This is a genomic window from Marinagarivorans cellulosilyticus (assembly GCF_021655555.1).
Taxonomy (GTDB): Bacteria; Pseudomonadota; Gammaproteobacteria; order Pseudomonadales; family Cellvibrionaceae; genus Marinagarivorans; species Marinagarivorans cellulosilyticus.
This window is the reverse complement of record NZ_AP023086.1, coordinates 4,105,428-4,121,656: the sequence shown is the minus strand read 5'-3', so window position 1 is coordinate 4,121,656 and position 16,229 is coordinate 4,105,428. Positions and strand designations below refer to the sequence as shown.

The window sequence follows — 16,229 nt, the reverse complement described above, 5'->3', positions numbered from 1 at the left end:
GAGTCAAATTGACAGTGTAATGGGGGGCTAAAACTTAAGCCCCAGCATTCTCGTAGGGGTTAGGATACCCCAAGCCGGCTAAAATGTGCGTTTCCAGTGCTTCCATTTCTTCCGCTTCGTCGTCCTCTATATGGTCATACCCTTGTAAATGCAAGGTGCCGTGGATCAGCATGTGCGCCCAGTGGGCTTCACAGGCTTTATTTTGGGCTTCGGCCTCTTGCTGCACGATGTCGGCGCAGATGACCAAGTCGCCCAATAACGGCTCGTCAATGTAATCGGGCAGGTCGCTAGGGAAAGACAACACATTAGTGGGTTTGTCTTTGCTGCGGTATTGCGCGTTAAGTGTCTGGCTTTCGTCGGTTGTCACGATGCGCACACTCAATTCGCTGTTTTGTTTACCTTCTGTTAAAGCCGCGGCTACCCATGCGGTAATTTGTTGCTCGCTGGGTAGTCCGTGGTTTGTACAGGCAACTTGCACGTCGACATAGGGCCCAGTTGAAGGGCTAGTTTCAGTTGTCATCAGATGGCTCGTCGGTAGAGATGCCGGCGTTAACCATAGCTTGCGCGCGCAGTTTTTCATCTTGCTCACGGCGGCGTTTTTCAATGGCGTGCCGTTCTGCTTCGCTGGCTTCATAAGCCTCAACAATGCGCTGCACCAATGGGTGGCGAACAACATCTTTGGCTGTGAATAAGGTAAAGCTAATGCCCTCTACACCTTTTAAAACGCTGACGGCGTGCTGTAAGCCCGATGCGCTGCCGCGCGGCAAATCGATTTGGCTTGGGTCGCCGGTAATGACCGCCGTGGAGCCAAAACCAATACGCGTTAAAAACATTTTCATTTGCTCGCGAGTGGTATTTTGGCTTTCATCAAGAATCACAAAAGAGTTATTTAGCGTGCGGCCACGCATGTAGGCCAACGGTGCAATTTCGATGACTTGCTTTTCAATAAGCTTGCCAACGGTTTCAAAGCCGAGCATTTCATAAAGTGCGTCGTAGAGTGGGCGCAGGTAAGGGTCCACTTTTTGGCTGAGGTCGCCAGGTAAAAAGCCCAGCTTTTCGCCGGCTTCAACGGCGGGCCTAACCAGCAAAATGCGCTCGCATTCATCGCGTAGTAAGGCTTCAACGGCACATGCTACAGCAAGGTAGGTTTTACCTGTGCCGGCAGGGCCGATACCAAAGTTAATGTCGTTGCGCCTAACGGCCGTGACATAGCCTTGCTGGTTCAGGCCGCGTGGCTTTATAGAGCATTTTTTGGTGCGAATTACAGGCGCTTCGTAAGGTTGCTTGGTGCTGCCTATGGCGACAAAGGCATCAGCGCCGGCTTCTTGCAGTGCAAGGTGGACTTCTTCTGCGCTGACATCGCCATCAGATTCTGTCAGTGCGTAAATGTCTTCAAGAACCAATTTGGCAATATCGATGCGCTCTTGGGTGCCGTGAATAACAAACGCTCCACCGCGGTTGTGAATTTGAACATCAAGCCGGCTTTCTATTTGTTTTAGGTTGCCATCTAAGTTGCCACTTAAACTGGCTAAGCGTCGTGAGTCAGCTGGTTCAAAGTTAACTTCAGTAGAAAGGGTTGGTGATTCATTTGAGCTAGGCTCGGACGGTGAGGAGGGTTGATCACTGGACAATGGGGAGGTTTCTCAATAACGAATGAGTTCATAGACTAACCCATTTTGGTGAAACAGAGAAACGCTTTTGTGTTATGAGAATGTGCATTATTAGGCGCTAAGATTCCAGCAAATAGGCATCAAAGAATATTGACATTCGCCGCCAGTGGGAGTTTTCCGTAGAATGCAGCAAGCGGTCAAGCTGGCTGGTTAAAAAATAACCAGTTCGGCGCAAGCCCTTCTAAATGGAAGTCTTGAGAGTATGGCCGATGACTTTACACACAGTTATCAACAGATTTTGTGGGTAACTTTCTAGCGCAGGATTGGCGCTTGCTTCAACATGGCGGGCTTTGGTGTGTAAAACATCAATATTGCTTGCAATACAGGGGGACTTATGACGCCAGAACGTCATGCGAAAATTAGTGCTGTGCTGGCTGCGCGGCAGCCAGATTTAACCTTGGTGGCAGACGAGGTACATAAAGGACGCAATATGGCGGCCATGGTACGTACTTGCGACGCTGTTGGCGTGGCTAAAATGTATGCTGTTGTGCCCTCTAAAGGGTATAACCCTTATCGGGGTACAGCTTTGGGGGCCAATAAATGGGTTGATGTTGAACACTGTGAGAACTTATTGGCCCCATTGAGCGCATTAAAGCAGCAAGGTTTTCAGGTGATTAGTACCGCGCTGGATGAGTCAGCTTGCGATTACCGCGATGTGGATTACACCAAACCAACGGCGCTTGTGATGGGCAATGAAAAAACAGGAATTAGCGATACCGCACGCAGCCTAACAGACCAATGCGTAACGATTCCTATGGTGGGAATGGTCGAATCACTCAATGTGTCGGTAGCGGCGGCAGTTATTCTTAATGAGGCGCAGTATCAGCGTCGTAAAGCGGGTTTTTATGATCGCGTTCGCCTGCCTCAATCGGACTATGACCGGTTGTTTTTTCAATGGGCACATCCGCAGGTCACCGCGTTTTGTGATGAGCGAAATCTGGCTTACCCGCCGCTGCGCGAAGATGGTGAAATAGAAAACCCTCCGGCATGGTATGCCTGTGTGCGTGAAGGTTCGGCTAAATTGGCAGGCGCACCCGAATGATCGACATTGTATTAGATCACGCCGACTTTGTTGTGGTACATAAGCCGGCAGGTATGGCCGTTCATGCCCACGAAGGCGCCACATTGCTGGAGGCAGTAAGGCGACATTTTAATAATAACGACATTCATCCCGTACACCGTTTAGACCTTGGGACTTCAGGCTTAGTGATTCTGGCCAAGACTACGGCGGCGAATAAGGCTTTTTGCCAGATGTTTGCTGAAGGGCAAGTGCAAAAAATGTATCTGGCTTTAAGCGATGGCCCCGCTAAAAAGAAGCAGGGTTGGGTGAAAGGGGATATGGCTAAAGCGCGCGGCGGTAGTTACAAACTATTAAGAAGCATGCTAAACCCAGCCGTGACTTACGGCATGAGCTTTGGCGAGGCGGGCCAGCCTCGGTTGTGGTGGTTGCGGCCTAAAACGGGCAAAACCCATCAGTTGCGGGTGGCTTTAAAGGCGTTGGGGGCTTCGATTATGGGGGATACCCGCTACGGCGGTTCGCAAGCTAAGCGTTTGTACTTACATGCCTGGGGTTTGCGTTTTAACTATGCTGGCGAGCGTTACGATATTCATGCATGGCCAAATACCGGTGAGTATTTCGAGGATTTAATAACGAATAAACGCATAGAGCCAAACCAAAACCCTTGGAATTTAGCTTGGCCTAAATCGTTCGATGTAACTGCTGGCGTGCAGCCGCAGTGAGACTTTTTTGGCTAGCTTGTTTAGGGGGCATTTTGTGTTGCATGGGGTGTAGCCCTGAGCCCTCGGTGACTTTCGTGCCAGATCCTTTGCGCACGCAACCTTGCCCAGGGCAAGATCATGCTTTTGTTCAAGGCTATTGTGGCCGCTATTACCCTGATGCCGAACAGCCTGCGGTTTATATTCCCTTTGCTGTATTAACGCCGCAACCACAAAAGGTTAAAGCACACGGCGCTAAAACAATGAGCTTATCGCCTGTTGTTTACTTTAGTGGCGGCCCAGGTGAGGGCGGTAATACGTTGGCCGCTAAGCTAGACCATTGGCGCTATTGGATGCTAGATGCCGGTATTAAAAGGCCATTAATTTTGTGGGATAGCCGTGGCAATGAAGGGGCTTGGGGTTATTTTCAATGTGAAGGCTACCGCTTGTGGGCGTTGAATCAATTGCGCTATGCCGAGCATGCGCAAGGTGATGAGCTATCAAAGGTCAAGGCGTGCTTAAAGCAGTGGCGTACACAGCTAGGCAATACGGGCTTTGAGCAATTTAATGCGCAGCGAAGTGCTCAGGATATTGTCGCTTTGTTGTTGCAGTTGGGGCATGAGCATTGGCACATGATGGCGACATCCTACGGTAGCCGTGTTGCACAAGCTGTTGTGGCGCTTGAGCCAGCACGAGCGCAAAGCTTATTGCTGGATTCGCCCTATAGCTGGGCGGTGAATAGTCGCTTGGCGCATAGCCTGCGTTGGGTGGCAGGTTTTCAGCGTATATTGGCCTGGTGTCAGGCGCGGCAAAGTTGTCATCAAGGAGAGTCGGTGGAGCCGCTCTTTTGGCAAGCCATTGCTGCCTTGGAGACCAAAAGCGCTACTGTGAAATTTCGCCTCGAAGGTTACCACCATCAAGCCAAAGTAGATGCCAACCTATTTGCGCACCTGTTGTTCAGTACATTTTATTATCCGCAAAGCTTAAGCCAAGAAGCGTTTGCCGAAGCGCGATACACGCAGTTGGTACCATTATTAAAGCAGGTCGTTAAGGGGGATTGGGCGCATTTACAGCTTATGGCTGGGCCTTTGCTAAGCCAGAGCTATTCTTCGGCGGCGAATACGTGGTTATATTGGGCAGCAGAGTGTAACGATAACCAAGTGCTTTCAGAGCGCGAATATCAACAAGGTGTAGCTAAGCTTGGGGTGTGGGCGCGCTTTTTTGCACCTGATATGTCGCTACTGATCTGTGCGCAACTAAATGGGCTTGTGGCCAGCCAAGCGCCATCGTCTTTGCAGGCTCCTCGTACTGTGCCAGCCTTAGTTTTAACGGGGGAGCTTGATCCGGTGGTAAGCCTGAAGGATGTTAAGCAGTTGCTTGAGTCTTTATCTACACACATGGTTGTGAGTGCTGTTGCCCATGGCCATGGTGTGCTGGCTGAGGATACTTGCTCGAGCGCTTGGCTGCCTGAATATTGGGCTTCGCCCAAGGCCTTTATTGAAAATTGGATCGCCAAAGCGGATGCGTCGCATGGTACTGTGCCGTTTCCTAATACAGGCCAAAAAGCATCGTCTTGCCGGCTTGAATACTGACGGCAAGCTTAAAAAATCCGGTGCGCTGGCATTGTTCGGCGGCGCGTTGTTTAATAAGACTTTGTTTATCTATGGAGGTACAGCATGACTGACCGAAAACAAGTGTCGCACACTCGTGGGGTGGTTCGGCGCGCTATTTTTGTGGCTGCCTTGTTCGCAAGCCTCTTTTCAATTTTTTCAATTAAAGCTTTTGCAGGAGAACCTATGACTTACTGGATTGATGTGCGGACTCAAGAAGAATTTAATAGCGGCCATATCGAAGGCTCTGCGTTAATTCCTTACGAGGTTATTGCAGACCATATTGCCTCTATAACTGAAGATAAAAATGCCGATATTCGAGTGTATTGCCGTTCTGGCCGTCGCTCTGAAGTGGCTAAAGATGTCTTGAAGGCAATGGGCTACGCCAATGTAATTAATGAAGGTGGTTACGAAGAAATTATTTCCCGCAAATAATATTGTTTATAAAAAAAGCCCTGCTAGCAAACTAGCAGGGCTTTTTTGTGCGTGTTTGAAAACTTACGCGGGGCGGATAGACAAGAAAGGGTTAATCACTTTGCCTAGCCAGCCCGTTACTGCAACGGGCGCTTCGCATACAGACAGACATAAACAATCTTGGTCCAGTGTGGCTGTTGGGCGGTGGGTTTGACCGGGTTCGCGAACGATAAAATCACCGCGCTGATAAACCCCGCCATCATCGGAAAAGCTCCCTTCCAATACAAGGGTAACTTCTAGACCTTTGTGGTCGTGTTCTACCACTTTGCCGCCTTTACTGATTTTGTGAAATGCCACCTCGTATTGCTCTTGGCCTGTGGTTAAACGAGCCATTTTGAGCGCACTAGAAACCCTTCGCCATTGCAAGTTATCGGGCAGTAGCTTTTGAACAACCTTTGGTAACTGCTTGGTTTGTAAGTCTTTTGATTGCGGTACTTTTACAGCGCTTTTTTGGGCGGTGTTTTTGCTTGACTCAATGCGTCCCATTAAGCGGGCAAACGAGTCTTCTTCTACGTTTTCGCTGGGTGCATCGTCTAAGCATGCGCCGCCAAGCATGCTTAGTTGTTGGTGTTTGGCGCGGCATTGTGAGCACAGTTGCATGTGAGCCGATACGCTAATACTCAAAGCCCAAGGCAGGCTCCCGCTGGCATATTCAACAAGCATGTTGGCGTCTGGGTGGTGGTTAATCATGATTGTGTCCTCGCTGCTTTAGCGCCCAAATAAGCTTCAATTTTTTGTAGGCCCATGCGTACTCTCGACTTTACAGTGCCTAGCGGTAAGCCGGTTTCAATGGCCACCTCACTGTGGGATTTTCCTTTCATATAAACTTCTGTCAGGGCTTGTCTTTGCTCGCTCGGTAAAACGGTAAAAGATTCCTTGATTACTTCTTGGTCACGCAATTTCTGAAACTGAATCACAGGGCCAGTTTCGCTATCGTCATCCCACAGGTCGTCGACATCAACGGGATCTGAATCTGTTTGGTGGCGCTTGTTTCGCCGGATTAAATCTATTCGTGCATTGCGCATCACCGTATATATCCACGTTGAAGCCGCTGCTTTGCTTGGATCGTAGCTAGGCGCTTTTTGCCAAACTTTTAGCATCACTTCTTGTACGATTTCTTCTGCACAGTCGCTGCCAAAACCTTGATTTGTATTGTTCAAACAAAAGCCTTTAATCAAGGGGGCAAAGTGATCGAACAGTGCTTTGAAGGCTTGTTGGTCTTGTTGCTTTCCTACGCGACCTAGCAAATCACTCCAAGCATCAGTGCGTTTTTCGCCTATTTGGTGTGTTGTCGATATCGACATGTGATGTCCTGCGCTAAAGGTGTTAGTGAATAACTGCCAGCTATAAATACTGCAATTTCTAAAAATATGTTAGTTGTAACCCTATACGTACACTAAATCTATTTGGATGAGTGGGTTTGCGTTTGCGGTTGTAAGTTGCTTATACGCTGGCCGTGCCGTTATTGCGTGATTCATCCACTATATTAGTTGTTACGTATTGGTCTGTAGTTGAATTGTAAATGCTGGAAGAGGTGGTAGATGAAGCAGTCCCTAACAGATGACTTTGTGAGTTTTTATCAGGCGTTCTCTGTCGATAGTATCGCTAACTTGGGCCATCTTTACGTGGAATCGGTAACTTTTGTTGACCCTGTGCACAAGGTTAATGGCTTGGAGCCCTTGAAACAGTATTTTCATCACCTTTGTGGCGGCGAGGGCACAAGCCATTTCGCGATTACTGATGTTATAGCAGCCAATAAAGAGCTTGTACTCGAGGACGCAGAGGCACAAGCCTCGGCTTTTTTTAGATGGCAGATGACATACAACCACCCGTCGTTATCTTCTGGTAAGCCTTTAATATTGGTCGGTGGCAGCATGATCCGCTTTAGCAACCGCATTACCTATCAAGAAGACTTTTATGACCTTGGGCAAATGGTGTATCAGCACATTCCTGTCTTGGGGTGGGCTGTTAAAAAAGTGAAGGCGCGGCTGGCCGGTTGTGAAGCCATAGCGCCTTCACCTAATAACACAGCAACAATTTTAAGTGAGCCAAACTGATGGCTGGGCATGTACAAAAGTCGCTGCAAGGTGCTTGCGTATGGGTAACGGGCGCTTCTTCGGGTATAGGAAAAGCGCTTGTTGGCCAGCTAGTGGCGGCAGGCAATTTCGTGATTGTGAGTGGTCGCAACAAGGATGCGCTGTGCAAGTTAGCCACACAGTTTGGCGGCAAGGTTAAGCCTTTGGTTTTTGATGTCAGTTGTGCGGATTCAATGACATCAGTGGCTAGCCAGCTGGCCAATATTACAGATTATCTAGATTGTGTGATTGCGTGTGCGGGTGTTTGTGAATATGTCGATGATTTAGATTTCGATAGCAAGCTTTATGAACGCGTATTTGAAACTAACTTTTTAGGTGTCATTCGCACACTAGAGCTAGCAAAGCCCTTGTTAGATAAAAGCAAAACTGCGCCGCAATTTGTGGCGGTAGGTAGTTTGTCTAGCGTATTGCCTTTTCCCCGCGCGCAAGCCTATGGCGCGGCAAAGGCTGCTTTGGAGTATTTTGTAAAAGTGGCGCGTATCGATTTAAGCCATCAGCGCTTAGACGTCTCGTTAGTTAGGCCTGGTTTTGTCGCGACAGCGCTAACGTCGAATAATGATTTTTCTATGCCATTTTTATTAACCCCAGATGCGGCGGCAAAGCGCATTATTGATGGGGTGCGCAAACGAAAGGCGATTATTGATTTCCCCCGCCGTTTAAGTTGGCCGTTAAGGTTTTTAGGGCTTTTTGATGGCCTGTGGGTGCGTTTTGTAGGGCCACATTTAACACGTATGAAAACGAACACTAAGTCTGTGTAATAAGGATAATAATGAAAGTAGCAATTATTGGTTCGGGTGTGTCTGGTCTGACGGCTGCACATTTACTTTATCAGCATCATGACATTACTGTTTTTGAGAAAAATAACCGGTTGGGTGGCCATACAGCGACTAAAACGGTTAATTATGACGGTGTTGATTATGCTGTCGATACGGGTTTTATTGTTTATAACGATTGGACCTATCCCAATTTTATTAAGTTGTTAGAGCGCCTAGAAGTAAAAACACAAGCAACCAACATGGGGTTTAGTGTTAGCCATCGCGAATCAGATTATGAATATGCGGGCGAAAACCTTAATACGCTTTTTTGCCAGCGTTCAAACCTTGTCAGCTTTAAACATTGGCAGATGATTAGGGATATTCTGCGTTTTAATAAGTCTGCAGTGGCCGACTATAAAGCCGGTGCTCTTTCTGCAGAGGATACCCTTGGGCAGTACTTGAAGGCTGGTAATTACAGTGAGGCTTTTCGAGACTTTTACTTGTTGCCTATGGGAGCCGCCATCTGGTCTTCTTCGCTTGGCGATATGCTAGATTTCCCTTTGTTATTTTTTGTCCGTTTTTGCCATAACCATGGCCTGTTAAGTGTTAATGATCGGCCAACTTGGCGAGTTATTCAAGGCGGCTCGGCAAGCTATATAAAGCCGCTTATTCGCGGTTTTGAAGAGCGCATTAGACTTTCGTCGAATATACAAAAAATCACCCGAACTGAGCGCGGCGTTGAGATTTTAGTTAATGATGAAGTGGAAGTGTTTGATAATGTTGTATTTGCTTGCCACAGTGATGAAGCTTTGGCGTTATTAAGAGATGCCTCTGCGCAAGAACAATCGGTGCTAGGCAATATTAAATACCGTGATAATTCGGTGGTTCTTCATACTGATATTGCTTTATTGCCCAAACGTAAATTGGCGTGGAGTAGTTGGAACTACAATCTCAGTGGCGATAAAAGCAGTGCGCCTGTCTTGACTTATAGCATGAATATTCTGCAGGGGATAAAAGCGCCGGTAGAGTTCTGCGTAACGCTTAATGCTCGTGAAAAAATCGATAGCTCTAAGGTGCTGGGCGAGTTCAGCTATGCCCACCCAGTTTTTACACAAGAGGCGATAAATGCGCAAGAGTGCTGGCCTTCTATTAATGGTGTGAATAAAACATGGTTTTGCGGGGCCTATTGGTTTAATGGCTTTCACGAGGATGGTGTAAAAAGCGCACTGCGCGTTGCTGAGCATTTAGGCGGCGATGCATTGTGAATGATCAACTGGCAAGTCGAGTTTACGAGGGGTGGGTGCGGCATCGACGTTACCTACCTAGGCAGCATGTGTTCAAGTACAAAGTTTTTATGATGTATTTGGATTTGTCTGAGATTGACGCCGTCGTGAATTTGTCGAGGTTTTGGACCCGTAATAAATTGGGCTTGGCGCGGTTCAGCCGCAAAGACTTTATGGGGGATCCCGCTACCCCACTTGATAATTGCGTCAGAGATTTAGTGGAAGCTAAACTGGGTTTCAGGCCTTCGGGCCCGATAAGAGTGCTGGCAAATTTACGCTATTTTGGTTATTGCACAAACCCGCTAACAACGTATTACTGTTTTGATGTAACAGGGGAAAGGTTAGAGGCCATTGTTGCTGAGGTGACTAATACCCCTTGGAATGAGCGGCATGCCTATGTGCTACATGTTGATTCGAGTGATAAATTTCGTTGTAGTTTCAAAAAACAATTCCATGTGTCGCCTTTTAACCCATTAGCAATGGAGTATCGCTGGTTTAGTAATGTGCCGGCCGAGCATCTATCCATTCATTTAGAAAATTGGCAAAGCGCTGCGCCGCTATTGCCAGCTAACCAAGAGCAAATACTTGCCATAGAGCAAGATAGGGTTATGGATGCGACCATTCAGTTAACAGCAAGTGAGATATCGGGTAAAAAATTAAATCGATTATTGATCGCTTATCCACTGATGACCGTAAAAGTCATTAGTGCCATCTATTGGCAGGCCTTAAAGCTTGCGCTCAAAAGAGTGCCTTTTTATAGCCACCCCAACATTAAAGCCTGCGATTAAAAAATAAGCTGGAGAAGAAAATGAAGTCTATTAGTGCGGTTGACAAAAAAACAGGTAGTGAGCTTAAGGTGAATTTTTTAGATGGTCTTGCGAAGAAAGTTGTGCTCGGTGCCCTTAAAGGAATTTGTCGCGGCCATTTGACCATTGAAGATAATGGTGAGGTCTACGTTTTTGGTGAGTCGGCAAAAGACGCTGAGACCATTGCGCATATTTCTGTAAATCACCCATCGGCATACCGTCAAGTTATGCTAAATGGCACCATCGGCTCAGGAGAGTCTTATATGCAAGGGGCATGGGTGTCGCCTGATTTGGTACAAGTTATTCGTATTTTTGTGATGAATATGGAGGTCGTTTCTGGCATGGACTCAAAGTGGAATTTTGCGTTCCAGTGGGTTGGTAATCTTATTCATCGTTTAAATGCGAATTCAAAAGATAAAGCAAAAGAAAACATTTCGGCACACTACGATTTAGGGAATGACTTTTTTAAGCTCTTTCTCGACCCTACAATGTTGTACTCCTCTGCGATATACCCAAATGCGGCATCATCGCTGCATGATGCTTCTGTTTACAAGATGGATCATATCTGTCGACGTTTAGGTCTAGGCTCTAACGACCATTTGCTGGAAATTGGCACTGGCTGGGGTGGAATGGCAATACATGCAGCAAAAACAACGGGCTGCAAAGTCACTACAGTAACTATTTCTAAGGAGCAGTATGTGCACGCGAAAGCTTGGGTTGAGCGTGAAGGGTTGCAGCACTTAGTGGACGTTCAGCTTAAAGATTACCGTGATGTTACAGGGCAGTTTGATAAATTGCTGTCGATTGAAATGATTGAGGCGGTGGGTTATCAATATTACAGCGAATATTTTAGTCAGTGCTCTCGGTTATTAAAAAGAAATGGCAAGATGCTGATTCAGGCCATAACCATTGCAGATCAGCGCTACCACGAAGAGCGTGATAATGTTGATTTTATCCAACGTTATATTTTCCCAGGGGGGTGTTTACCTTCTAACGAGGTGATTGCGCAGCATCTTCGCAAAGATACCGACATGCAAATTATAGGCTTGGACGATATTACGCTGCACTACGCCAAAACGTTAGCGGCGTGGAAGCAGGCATTTTATGCAAATTTAGATAAAGTTAGATCGCAAGGTTTTGATGATGTCTTTATTCGCATGTGGGATTTCTATTTAAGTTATTGCGAAGGTGGTTTTAGAGAGCGGGTGATAAGCACAGCGCAAATATTGATAGCCAAACCTGATTGTCGCGACTTGCCAAGGCTTTAGTGGTGAGCAAGCTTGCATTGCCTTTATGGTTTTTGATCGTCAATGCTGTGATTTTTCAAGCCATTTGGTTTTTGGCGATATTGTTTGGTGACTCTTTAGTGTTACTGGTTGTGCCTTTTTTGCTGGCTCTGAATTTCTATTGCTTGCTCCGTATTTACGGACAACAGGTATACCTGCGGAATGAGTTGTTATTGGTTGCGCTGTGCCTACTTATTGGCTTTTTCGTTGAGTTGATAAAGCTGCAGCTTGGTGTCTGGAGCGCGGTAGTTCTGAATAATGTGCCACCATTTTGGCTGATGGCTATATGGGCCGGCTTTGGTATTACCTTGCATAGCAGTTTAAGTTTTTTACAGGGCAAAGTTGTTTTGCCTGCGGTGCTGGGGTTGATATTAGCGCCAGCAAGTTATTTCGCTGGTGCAAAGTTAAGCGCTAGTCACGAACTGGCTGGATTTCAAAGCTTGTTTATTATTGCTGCTTTATGGTTTTTCGTAATGCCGTTATTGGCATACATCGCAAAACAACTTCCCGTGCAAAAAACAGAGGGCTCACAATGCTAAAAAATATGATGCTTTTTGTTGGCTGCGTACTGATGCCTATGTTGGTCATTGCCGAGCCATTGTGTCGCGATGATAATGCCGGCATTGTAGGGGCCGCTTTAGACGAAAAAACGCAAGAGTTTCTTTACTGCGAACGATATTATCAACTTGATGAAAGCCTCTGGCGTGTAGATTATCACGATGGCAACAAGCTTATTGTTCAGAAGACGCTGGATTACTCTCTTGGTTTAGCATCTCCAATGGTTGTGCAAGAAGACTTGCGAAGCGGTGAGTTAAGAGTGGTTGCTGTGAGTGATGACCTTACGCATTGGCGGGTGAAGTACCGCGCGAATACCGATGAAGAGAAAGAAGTGGCAGATGTTAGCAGAGGCAGTGATCAGGTAGTTGATGCTGGCTTCGACGCTTTTGTACGGCAAAAATGGGACGATGTAATTGCAGATGGCGCAATTGTTTTTAATTTTTTGTCCATCCCCCATCTGCGCAGCATTCCTTTGCGCGCTAAGCGAGTCGATATAGCCGGGTGCGATATTTTAAATGTTCAAATTCAAGATGGTATTTGCATTCGCGTGGAAGCCAACAATAGGCTGCTGCGTTTTTTTGTCGATCGCCTAACCTTATTGTACGATTCTAAAAAACGGCTGCGCGCTTTTAATGGCCTGGTGAATATTCAAAGTGATGCGGCCAAAACGCAAAAGGCAACCATAGTGTATCAATATTAGGTTGATTGAGCGCGATCTTCTTGATGGTTGTTTAATGCTTTGCTTGGTACTTTAAGGTTTAGTGGTTTAAGGCTATGTGTTGAATCATAACCGTTCCTAAGAACAGCACAATAAATGGCAGGAATTCTCTTAAAATAATGGATTTCGTGCTGTTAATGATTACCAAGGTTAGTAGTGCGCACAATAAGTAAAAGCCAAAAAGTCGCCATGCGTGGTGCTTCCAGTGTTCTTTGCTTTTCGCAAGCTTGGCTTGCTGCTGTGTTATGCCTAAGCTCCACCTTGGGCAAATTGCATTGCCAATGGCCACAACGGCGAGAATCCAAAGCATCATTCCAGCACCTTCCAGCGTGCCATAAAGCCGGTTTATGCTGTCCCAATGTGCCGCTAAGGCAACCCAGCCGAAAACAAAATAGATGTTAATACCGACAAAGATTGGCGAGTAATTTTGCTTGCGCAGCATAACAGCAGCGCTTACCAGTAATGCCAGTGTACTTGCAATAGCGTAAGGTTGGGTCCAGTCGTACATGTTACTGGGGCGGTCGAACCTAAGCTGCAAAAGGAAGTAAGAAAGTGGTATTGCTTGAATTAACCGGTAGCCCGTGCTTGAAATTATGAGCATGTTGTCTATGATCTCGCCTTAAATAAAATAGCCCCATATAAAGCAGGCTTATCTCATTGAGGGTTGCGGGGAGCAAAAATAGCCGTGAGGTGTTTGGTTGAGCAGTATAAAGGAAGAGTGGGTGCATGAAACCCAGTTTGGTAAGTGGTTCTTGCGCACAGGCGTTTGGGTTAAGTATGTTTTGGATCTTGCTATTGTGCGTTTGTGCAAACTTGCAGGAGACGATGTTAAGCAAAATGCGCGAGTGTTGGATGTGGGGTGTGGTTTTGGCCAGTCGTTGGCGATTATTGAGCGTCACTTAAAGCCTAAGCAGCTGATTGCTGTGGATGTTGACCCGCAAGTATTACCCGCAGCTGCCCGGTGCGCAGCGCAGCTTGAATGCCCAGCTGAAGTGGGGCGGGCGGATGCTAAAAACCTACCGTTTGCAGATAAAAGCTTCGATATTATTTTGTGTCACCAGCTGGTTCATCATGTTGGTGATCAGGCTGCATTACTGGCTGAGCTTCGCCGGGTGCTGTGTGTGGGCGGGCTTGTTTTGGTGAGCGAGTCCTGTGAAAGCTTTATTCGAACCTTTCCGGTGCGTTGGTTTTTTCGGCATCCGATGCATGCTCAAAAAACCGCAGATCAATACATTGCACTGTTTCGCGAAGCGGGGTTCACTGTTGATGCGCAGCAAATAGAAAAAGACACTCCGTGGTGGAGTCTTTTGGATTGGGGGCTGTTTAAGCGCTGGGGTTGGCGTAAAAGTGATTACCCAACCACAGAGCTATATTTGGTAGCCAAAAGGGCGGCTTAAATTTTTAGGTGGCGGCAGGGGCGGCGGCGCGACTAAAAGCTGATTTCGGCTGTGCCTTCGTCAGATAAGCGAATCAGCTGCCATTGTTGGTTCTTTCCACCCCAGTAAGTCCACAAGCGAACTTGCGCATTGTTGTGTGTATTCATGCCAAACAAATCGAGTGCTTTGCCGCTGAAACGAGAGGCTATCGACAAGTAGCCAGCATCAGCATCTTCTATGCTCCATTGCTGGTTTAAGCTTTCTGAAGGGGGGGTGCTAGCTATTTTCGCGCCATCGCTGGTGGACCAATCTTCAACTTCTAACGACTGCCCAGCGGCGTTTGCGATGGTGAAATAGCCATCTTCACGCTTCACTAGGGAAAAGTGTTGTGAAGGTTTGCCGGTATAGGGTGTTTGATGAAACGTGCCTTTAGCGTCTAATTCTAGAGCCTTACCACTGTGGCGAGAGATGATGGCGTAATCACCGGTAGAAAGGTCGGCGGCTAAGGTTTTAGGCGCAGCAGGGGCAGAGGCTTTGGTAGTGGCAACAGAGCAATTTGCAGCGCTAGGGGATGATGGTGCGCGATTGAATGTGCGCTCGCTACATAAAAACGATCCATTAATAACGCGATAGGCATAGTCGCCATGGCTACCAAAGGCGACTAGGCTCGGTTTGGTTACTGCGCAACTGCTGCCGTATGTGCATATGCTTAAATAGCCTTTGGGGGCGTGGCGGGCATCGTTAGCAAGGCGCTCGCCTACAGAGCTTACGCTGGCGCCACTATTTGCCAGCGCAAAAGCAGGCAGCGTAGCGCAGGCAAGTGCGGTAGAAAGATATGCTATTGTTTTGACCAAAGTGACCAAGTTAAATCTCCAGCGACAATACCTAAAGGCATGGTGCTTAATCTCTTGAGGCCTAAATGCCGGCAGCAGCTTGGCACTTATCATTGTAGGCTCTCAGCTCTATCATTGCTTTTATACGGTGCTATGGCGTTGAGCGCAAGTGCTGCCAGCCAGCTTGTTACGCTTTTAAGGCAACTATTGGCCAAAAGCGATTTAACATGCCAAATATACAACATTGCTCGAGATTGAAAGCTCTCAAGAAGTCAGAATGGGCATTTGCGCACTTTTTGATGGCGTCAATTGTTACTTTGGTTGCGTTTTGCTGGTGATGCAAGCCAAATTTTGTTGAACGGTAGTTAAATCCGCCAAGCTGTTAATGTTAAAAAAACTGTTTGTAGGGCACGCGTTGCTTAAGTCTACCGGTGTTGCGTTAAGCTTTTGTAACACTCGGTGAATAGAGTATTGGTGCTGCTCGAATGCTCTCTCAATAGTTGGTATCGCAAAAACAGGCCACAGGGCGTGCGCGAAGTGATCTCGCTGGTTGTGTCGTGCGTAAACAGGGGCTTGCTGGTTTACTGTATTTAGCCCTTCGATCATTGCCGGGATCCATTGCTGGCGCAAATTAGGGGTGTCGCAAGGGCTCGAAAGTAGCCATTGGTAGTGGCTATTGTCGCGCAGCCAATGCAGCCCCGCTAAAATTCCTGCGAGCGGGCCTTGTTCGCCATTGTCGGCGATTTGTATTGCATTCGAGTGTGAATAGCGATGGTTGCCGCAGCTAATAAGTATGGGTTGAAGGTGGTATGCGGTAGTGCTATAGCAGTGATCAAGCAGTGTTGTACCTTCAAGTGTTAGTAACGCTTTATTTTGCCCGCCCATGCGTGTACTTTTGCCGCCAGCAAGAATAAGGCCTGCAATGTTCTTAGCCGTAAGCGGCGAGTTTTTGGCGTGGTTATTCATAAGCGGCTGTAGGGCATGTTCATTGGTATAGCACCAATAGTACTGGCAGAGCCTTTAGGCTACACCTATTTTTAGTAATTCC

The 16,229-nt window shown here is 47.2% G+C and carries 19 protein-coding genes; 12 read left to right on the top strand and 7 right to left on the bottom strand.

All coding sequences use genetic code 11. The features are described 5' to 3' along the window. Window positions 1-34 precede the first annotated feature (34 nt). The gene (ybeY, locus tag MARGE09_RS16845) at window positions 35-520 is read right to left on the bottom strand and encodes an rRNA maturation RNase YbeY (protein WP_236983910.1); all 486 of its coding nucleotides are present in this window, start codon (window positions 518-520) and stop codon (window positions 35-37) included. Continuing rightward, window positions 510-1,631 carry a PhoH family protein gene (locus MARGE09_RS16840; protein WP_236983903.1) on the bottom strand — a complete coding sequence of 374 codons (1,122 nt, stop codon included), beginning with the start codon at window positions 1,629-1,631 and terminating at the stop codon, window positions 510-512. Before MARGE09_RS16840 ends, ybeY begins: the two co-directional genes overlap by 11 nt. Before the next feature lie 373 nt (window positions 1,632-2,004). Here MARGE09_RS16840 and trmH point away from each other — a divergent pair, with 373 nt between their 5' ends. From trmH to MARGE09_RS16820, 4 genes are all read left to right on the top strand, one after another. Then, window positions 2,005-2,712, top strand: coding sequence for a tRNA (guanosine(18)-2'-O)-methyltransferase TrmH (gene trmH, locus MARGE09_RS16835; RefSeq protein WP_236983901.1), 708 nt, complete (start codon window positions 2,005-2,007; stop codon window positions 2,710-2,712). Beyond that, window positions 2,709-3,410 (top strand): pseudouridine synthase, encoded by a 702-nt coding sequence (locus tag MARGE09_RS16830; protein WP_236983899.1) that lies wholly within the window; start codon window positions 2,709-2,711, stop codon window positions 3,408-3,410. Before trmH ends, MARGE09_RS16830 begins: the two co-directional genes overlap by 4 nt. A gap of 74 nt (window positions 3,411-3,484) precedes the next feature. After that, complete coding sequence (locus MARGE09_RS16825; protein WP_236983897.1) at window positions 3,485-4,978, top strand: alpha/beta fold hydrolase; 1,494 nt, start codon at window positions 3,485-3,487, stop codon at window positions 4,976-4,978. A gap of 84 nt (window positions 4,979-5,062) precedes the next feature. Beyond that, the gene (locus MARGE09_RS16820; RefSeq protein WP_236983895.1) at window positions 5,063-5,431 is read left to right on the top strand and encodes a rhodanese-like domain-containing protein; all 369 of its coding nucleotides are present in this window, start codon (window positions 5,063-5,065) and stop codon (window positions 5,429-5,431) included. Between the two features lie 63 nt (window positions 5,432-5,494). Here MARGE09_RS16820 and MARGE09_RS16815 read toward each other — a convergent pair whose 3' ends face one another. Both MARGE09_RS16815 and MARGE09_RS16810 read right to left on the bottom strand, forming a co-directional pair. Continuing rightward, window positions 5,495-6,160, bottom strand: a complete 666-nt coding sequence (locus MARGE09_RS16815; protein ID WP_236983893.1) for a ChrR family anti-sigma-E factor — start codon at window positions 6,158-6,160, stop codon at window positions 5,495-5,497. Next, window positions 6,157-6,774 (bottom strand): sigma-70 family RNA polymerase sigma factor, encoded by a 618-nt coding sequence (locus MARGE09_RS16810; protein WP_236983891.1) that lies wholly within the window; start codon window positions 6,772-6,774, stop codon window positions 6,157-6,159. The genes MARGE09_RS16815 and MARGE09_RS16810 overlap by 4 nt, the downstream gene beginning before the upstream one ends. A 237-nt stretch (window positions 6,775-7,011) precedes the next feature. Here MARGE09_RS16810 and MARGE09_RS16805 point away from each other — a divergent pair, with 237 nt between their 5' ends. The 7 genes from MARGE09_RS16805 to MARGE09_RS16775 are packed head-to-tail and all read left to right on the top strand — an operon-like array spanning window position 7,012 to window position 12,954. Next, a complete protein-coding gene (locus MARGE09_RS16805) occupies window positions 7,012-7,527 on the top strand; it encodes a nuclear transport factor 2 family protein (RefSeq protein WP_236983889.1) in 516 nt (171 codons plus the stop codon). Then, window positions 7,527-8,324, top strand: coding sequence for an SDR family NAD(P)-dependent oxidoreductase (locus MARGE09_RS16800; RefSeq protein ID WP_236983887.1), 798 nt, complete (start codon window positions 7,527-7,529; stop codon window positions 8,322-8,324). The genes MARGE09_RS16805 and MARGE09_RS16800 overlap by 1 nt, the downstream gene beginning before the upstream one ends. A gap of 11 nt (window positions 8,325-8,335) precedes the next feature. Further along, a complete protein-coding gene (locus MARGE09_RS16795; RefSeq protein ID WP_236983881.1) occupies window positions 8,336-9,586 on the top strand; it encodes an NAD(P)/FAD-dependent oxidoreductase in 1,251 nt (416 codons plus the stop codon). Then, window positions 9,583-10,392 (top strand): DUF1365 domain-containing protein, encoded by an 810-nt coding sequence (locus tag MARGE09_RS16790; protein WP_236983871.1) that lies wholly within the window; start codon window positions 9,583-9,585, stop codon window positions 10,390-10,392. Before MARGE09_RS16795 ends, MARGE09_RS16790 begins: the two co-directional genes overlap by 4 nt. Window positions 10,393-10,412: 20 nt before the next feature. Beyond that, entirely contained in the window at window positions 10,413-11,678 is a 1,266-nt protein-coding gene (locus MARGE09_RS16785) for an SAM-dependent methyltransferase (protein ID WP_236983869.1), read from the top strand. A 2-nt stretch (window positions 11,679-11,680) separates the two neighbouring features. Beyond that, window positions 11,681-12,235 carry a DUF2878 domain-containing protein gene (locus tag MARGE09_RS16780; protein ID WP_236983867.1) on the top strand — a complete coding sequence of 185 codons (555 nt, stop codon included), beginning with the start codon at window positions 11,681-11,683 and terminating at the stop codon, window positions 12,233-12,235. Then, entirely contained in the window at window positions 12,229-12,954 is a 726-nt protein-coding gene (locus tag MARGE09_RS16775; RefSeq protein ID WP_236983865.1) for a hypothetical protein, read from the top strand. The genes MARGE09_RS16780 and MARGE09_RS16775 overlap by 7 nt, the downstream gene beginning before the upstream one ends. A gap of 58 nt (window positions 12,955-13,012) precedes the next feature. Here MARGE09_RS16775 and MARGE09_RS16770 read toward each other — a convergent pair whose 3' ends face one another. Next, window positions 13,013-13,573 carry a hypothetical protein gene (locus tag MARGE09_RS16770; protein ID WP_236983863.1) on the bottom strand — a complete coding sequence of 187 codons (561 nt, stop codon included), beginning with the start codon at window positions 13,571-13,573 and terminating at the stop codon, window positions 13,013-13,015. Window positions 13,574-13,670: 97 nt separating this feature from the next. Between MARGE09_RS16770 and MARGE09_RS16765 the strand changes: the two genes are divergently transcribed. Further along, window positions 13,671-14,369, top strand: a complete 699-nt coding sequence (locus MARGE09_RS16765) for a class I SAM-dependent methyltransferase (RefSeq protein ID WP_236983861.1) — start codon at window positions 13,671-13,673, stop codon at window positions 14,367-14,369. 32 nt (window positions 14,370-14,401) lie between these two features. Here MARGE09_RS16765 and MARGE09_RS16760 read toward each other — a convergent pair whose 3' ends face one another. Next, window positions 14,402-15,295 carry an RICIN domain-containing protein gene (locus MARGE09_RS16760; protein WP_236983859.1) on the bottom strand — a complete coding sequence of 298 codons (894 nt, stop codon included), beginning with the start codon at window positions 15,293-15,295 and terminating at the stop codon, window positions 14,402-14,404. A 198-nt stretch (window positions 15,296-15,493) separates the two neighbouring features. Further along, a complete protein-coding gene (gene mobA / locus MARGE09_RS16755) occupies window positions 15,494-16,147 on the bottom strand; it encodes a molybdenum cofactor guanylyltransferase (RefSeq protein ID WP_236983857.1) in 654 nt (217 codons plus the stop codon). Window positions 16,148-16,229 lie beyond the last annotated feature (82 nt).

Coding starts and splice junctions, on each gene's coding strand:
- ybeY (WP_236983910.1), bottom strand. CDS start 520: ATGACAACTGAAACTAGCCCTTCAACTGGGCCCTATGTCGACGTGCAA.
- trmH (WP_236983901.1), top strand. CDS start 2,005: ATGACGCCAGAACGTCATGCGAAAATTAGTGCTGTGCTGGCTGCGCGG.
- MARGE09_RS16830 (WP_236983899.1), top strand. CDS start 2,709: ATGATCGACATTGTATTAGATCACGCCGACTTTGTTGTGGTACATAAG.
- MARGE09_RS16820 (WP_236983895.1), top strand. CDS start 5,063: ATGACTGACCGAAAACAAGTGTCGCACACTCGTGGGGTGGTTCGGCGC.
- MARGE09_RS16815 (WP_236983893.1), bottom strand. CDS start 6,160: ATGATTAACCACCACCCAGACGCCAACATGCTTGTTGAATATGCCAGC.
- MARGE09_RS16810 (WP_236983891.1), bottom strand. CDS start 6,774: ATGTCGATATCGACAACACACCAAATAGGCGAAAAACGCACTGATGCT.
- MARGE09_RS16805 (WP_236983889.1), top strand. CDS start 7,012: ATGAAGCAGTCCCTAACAGATGACTTTGTGAGTTTTTATCAGGCGTTC.
- MARGE09_RS16800 (WP_236983887.1), top strand. CDS start 7,527: ATGGCTGGGCATGTACAAAAGTCGCTGCAAGGTGCTTGCGTATGGGTA.
- MARGE09_RS16795 (WP_236983881.1), top strand. CDS start 8,336: ATGAAAGTAGCAATTATTGGTTCGGGTGTGTCTGGTCTGACGGCTGCA.
- MARGE09_RS16785 (WP_236983869.1), top strand. CDS start 10,413: ATGAAGTCTATTAGTGCGGTTGACAAAAAAACAGGTAGTGAGCTTAAG.
- MARGE09_RS16775 (WP_236983865.1), top strand. CDS start 12,229: ATGCTAAAAAATATGATGCTTTTTGTTGGCTGCGTACTGATGCCTATG.
- MARGE09_RS16770 (WP_236983863.1), bottom strand. CDS start 13,573: ATGCTCATAATTTCAAGCACGGGCTACCGGTTAATTCAAGCAATACCA.
- MARGE09_RS16760 (WP_236983859.1), bottom strand. CDS start 15,295: ATGATAAGTGCCAAGCTGCTGCCGGCATTTAGGCCTCAAGAGATTAAG.
- mobA (WP_236983857.1), bottom strand. CDS start 16,147: ATGAATAACCACGCCAAAAACTCGCCGCTTACGGCTAAGAACATTGCA.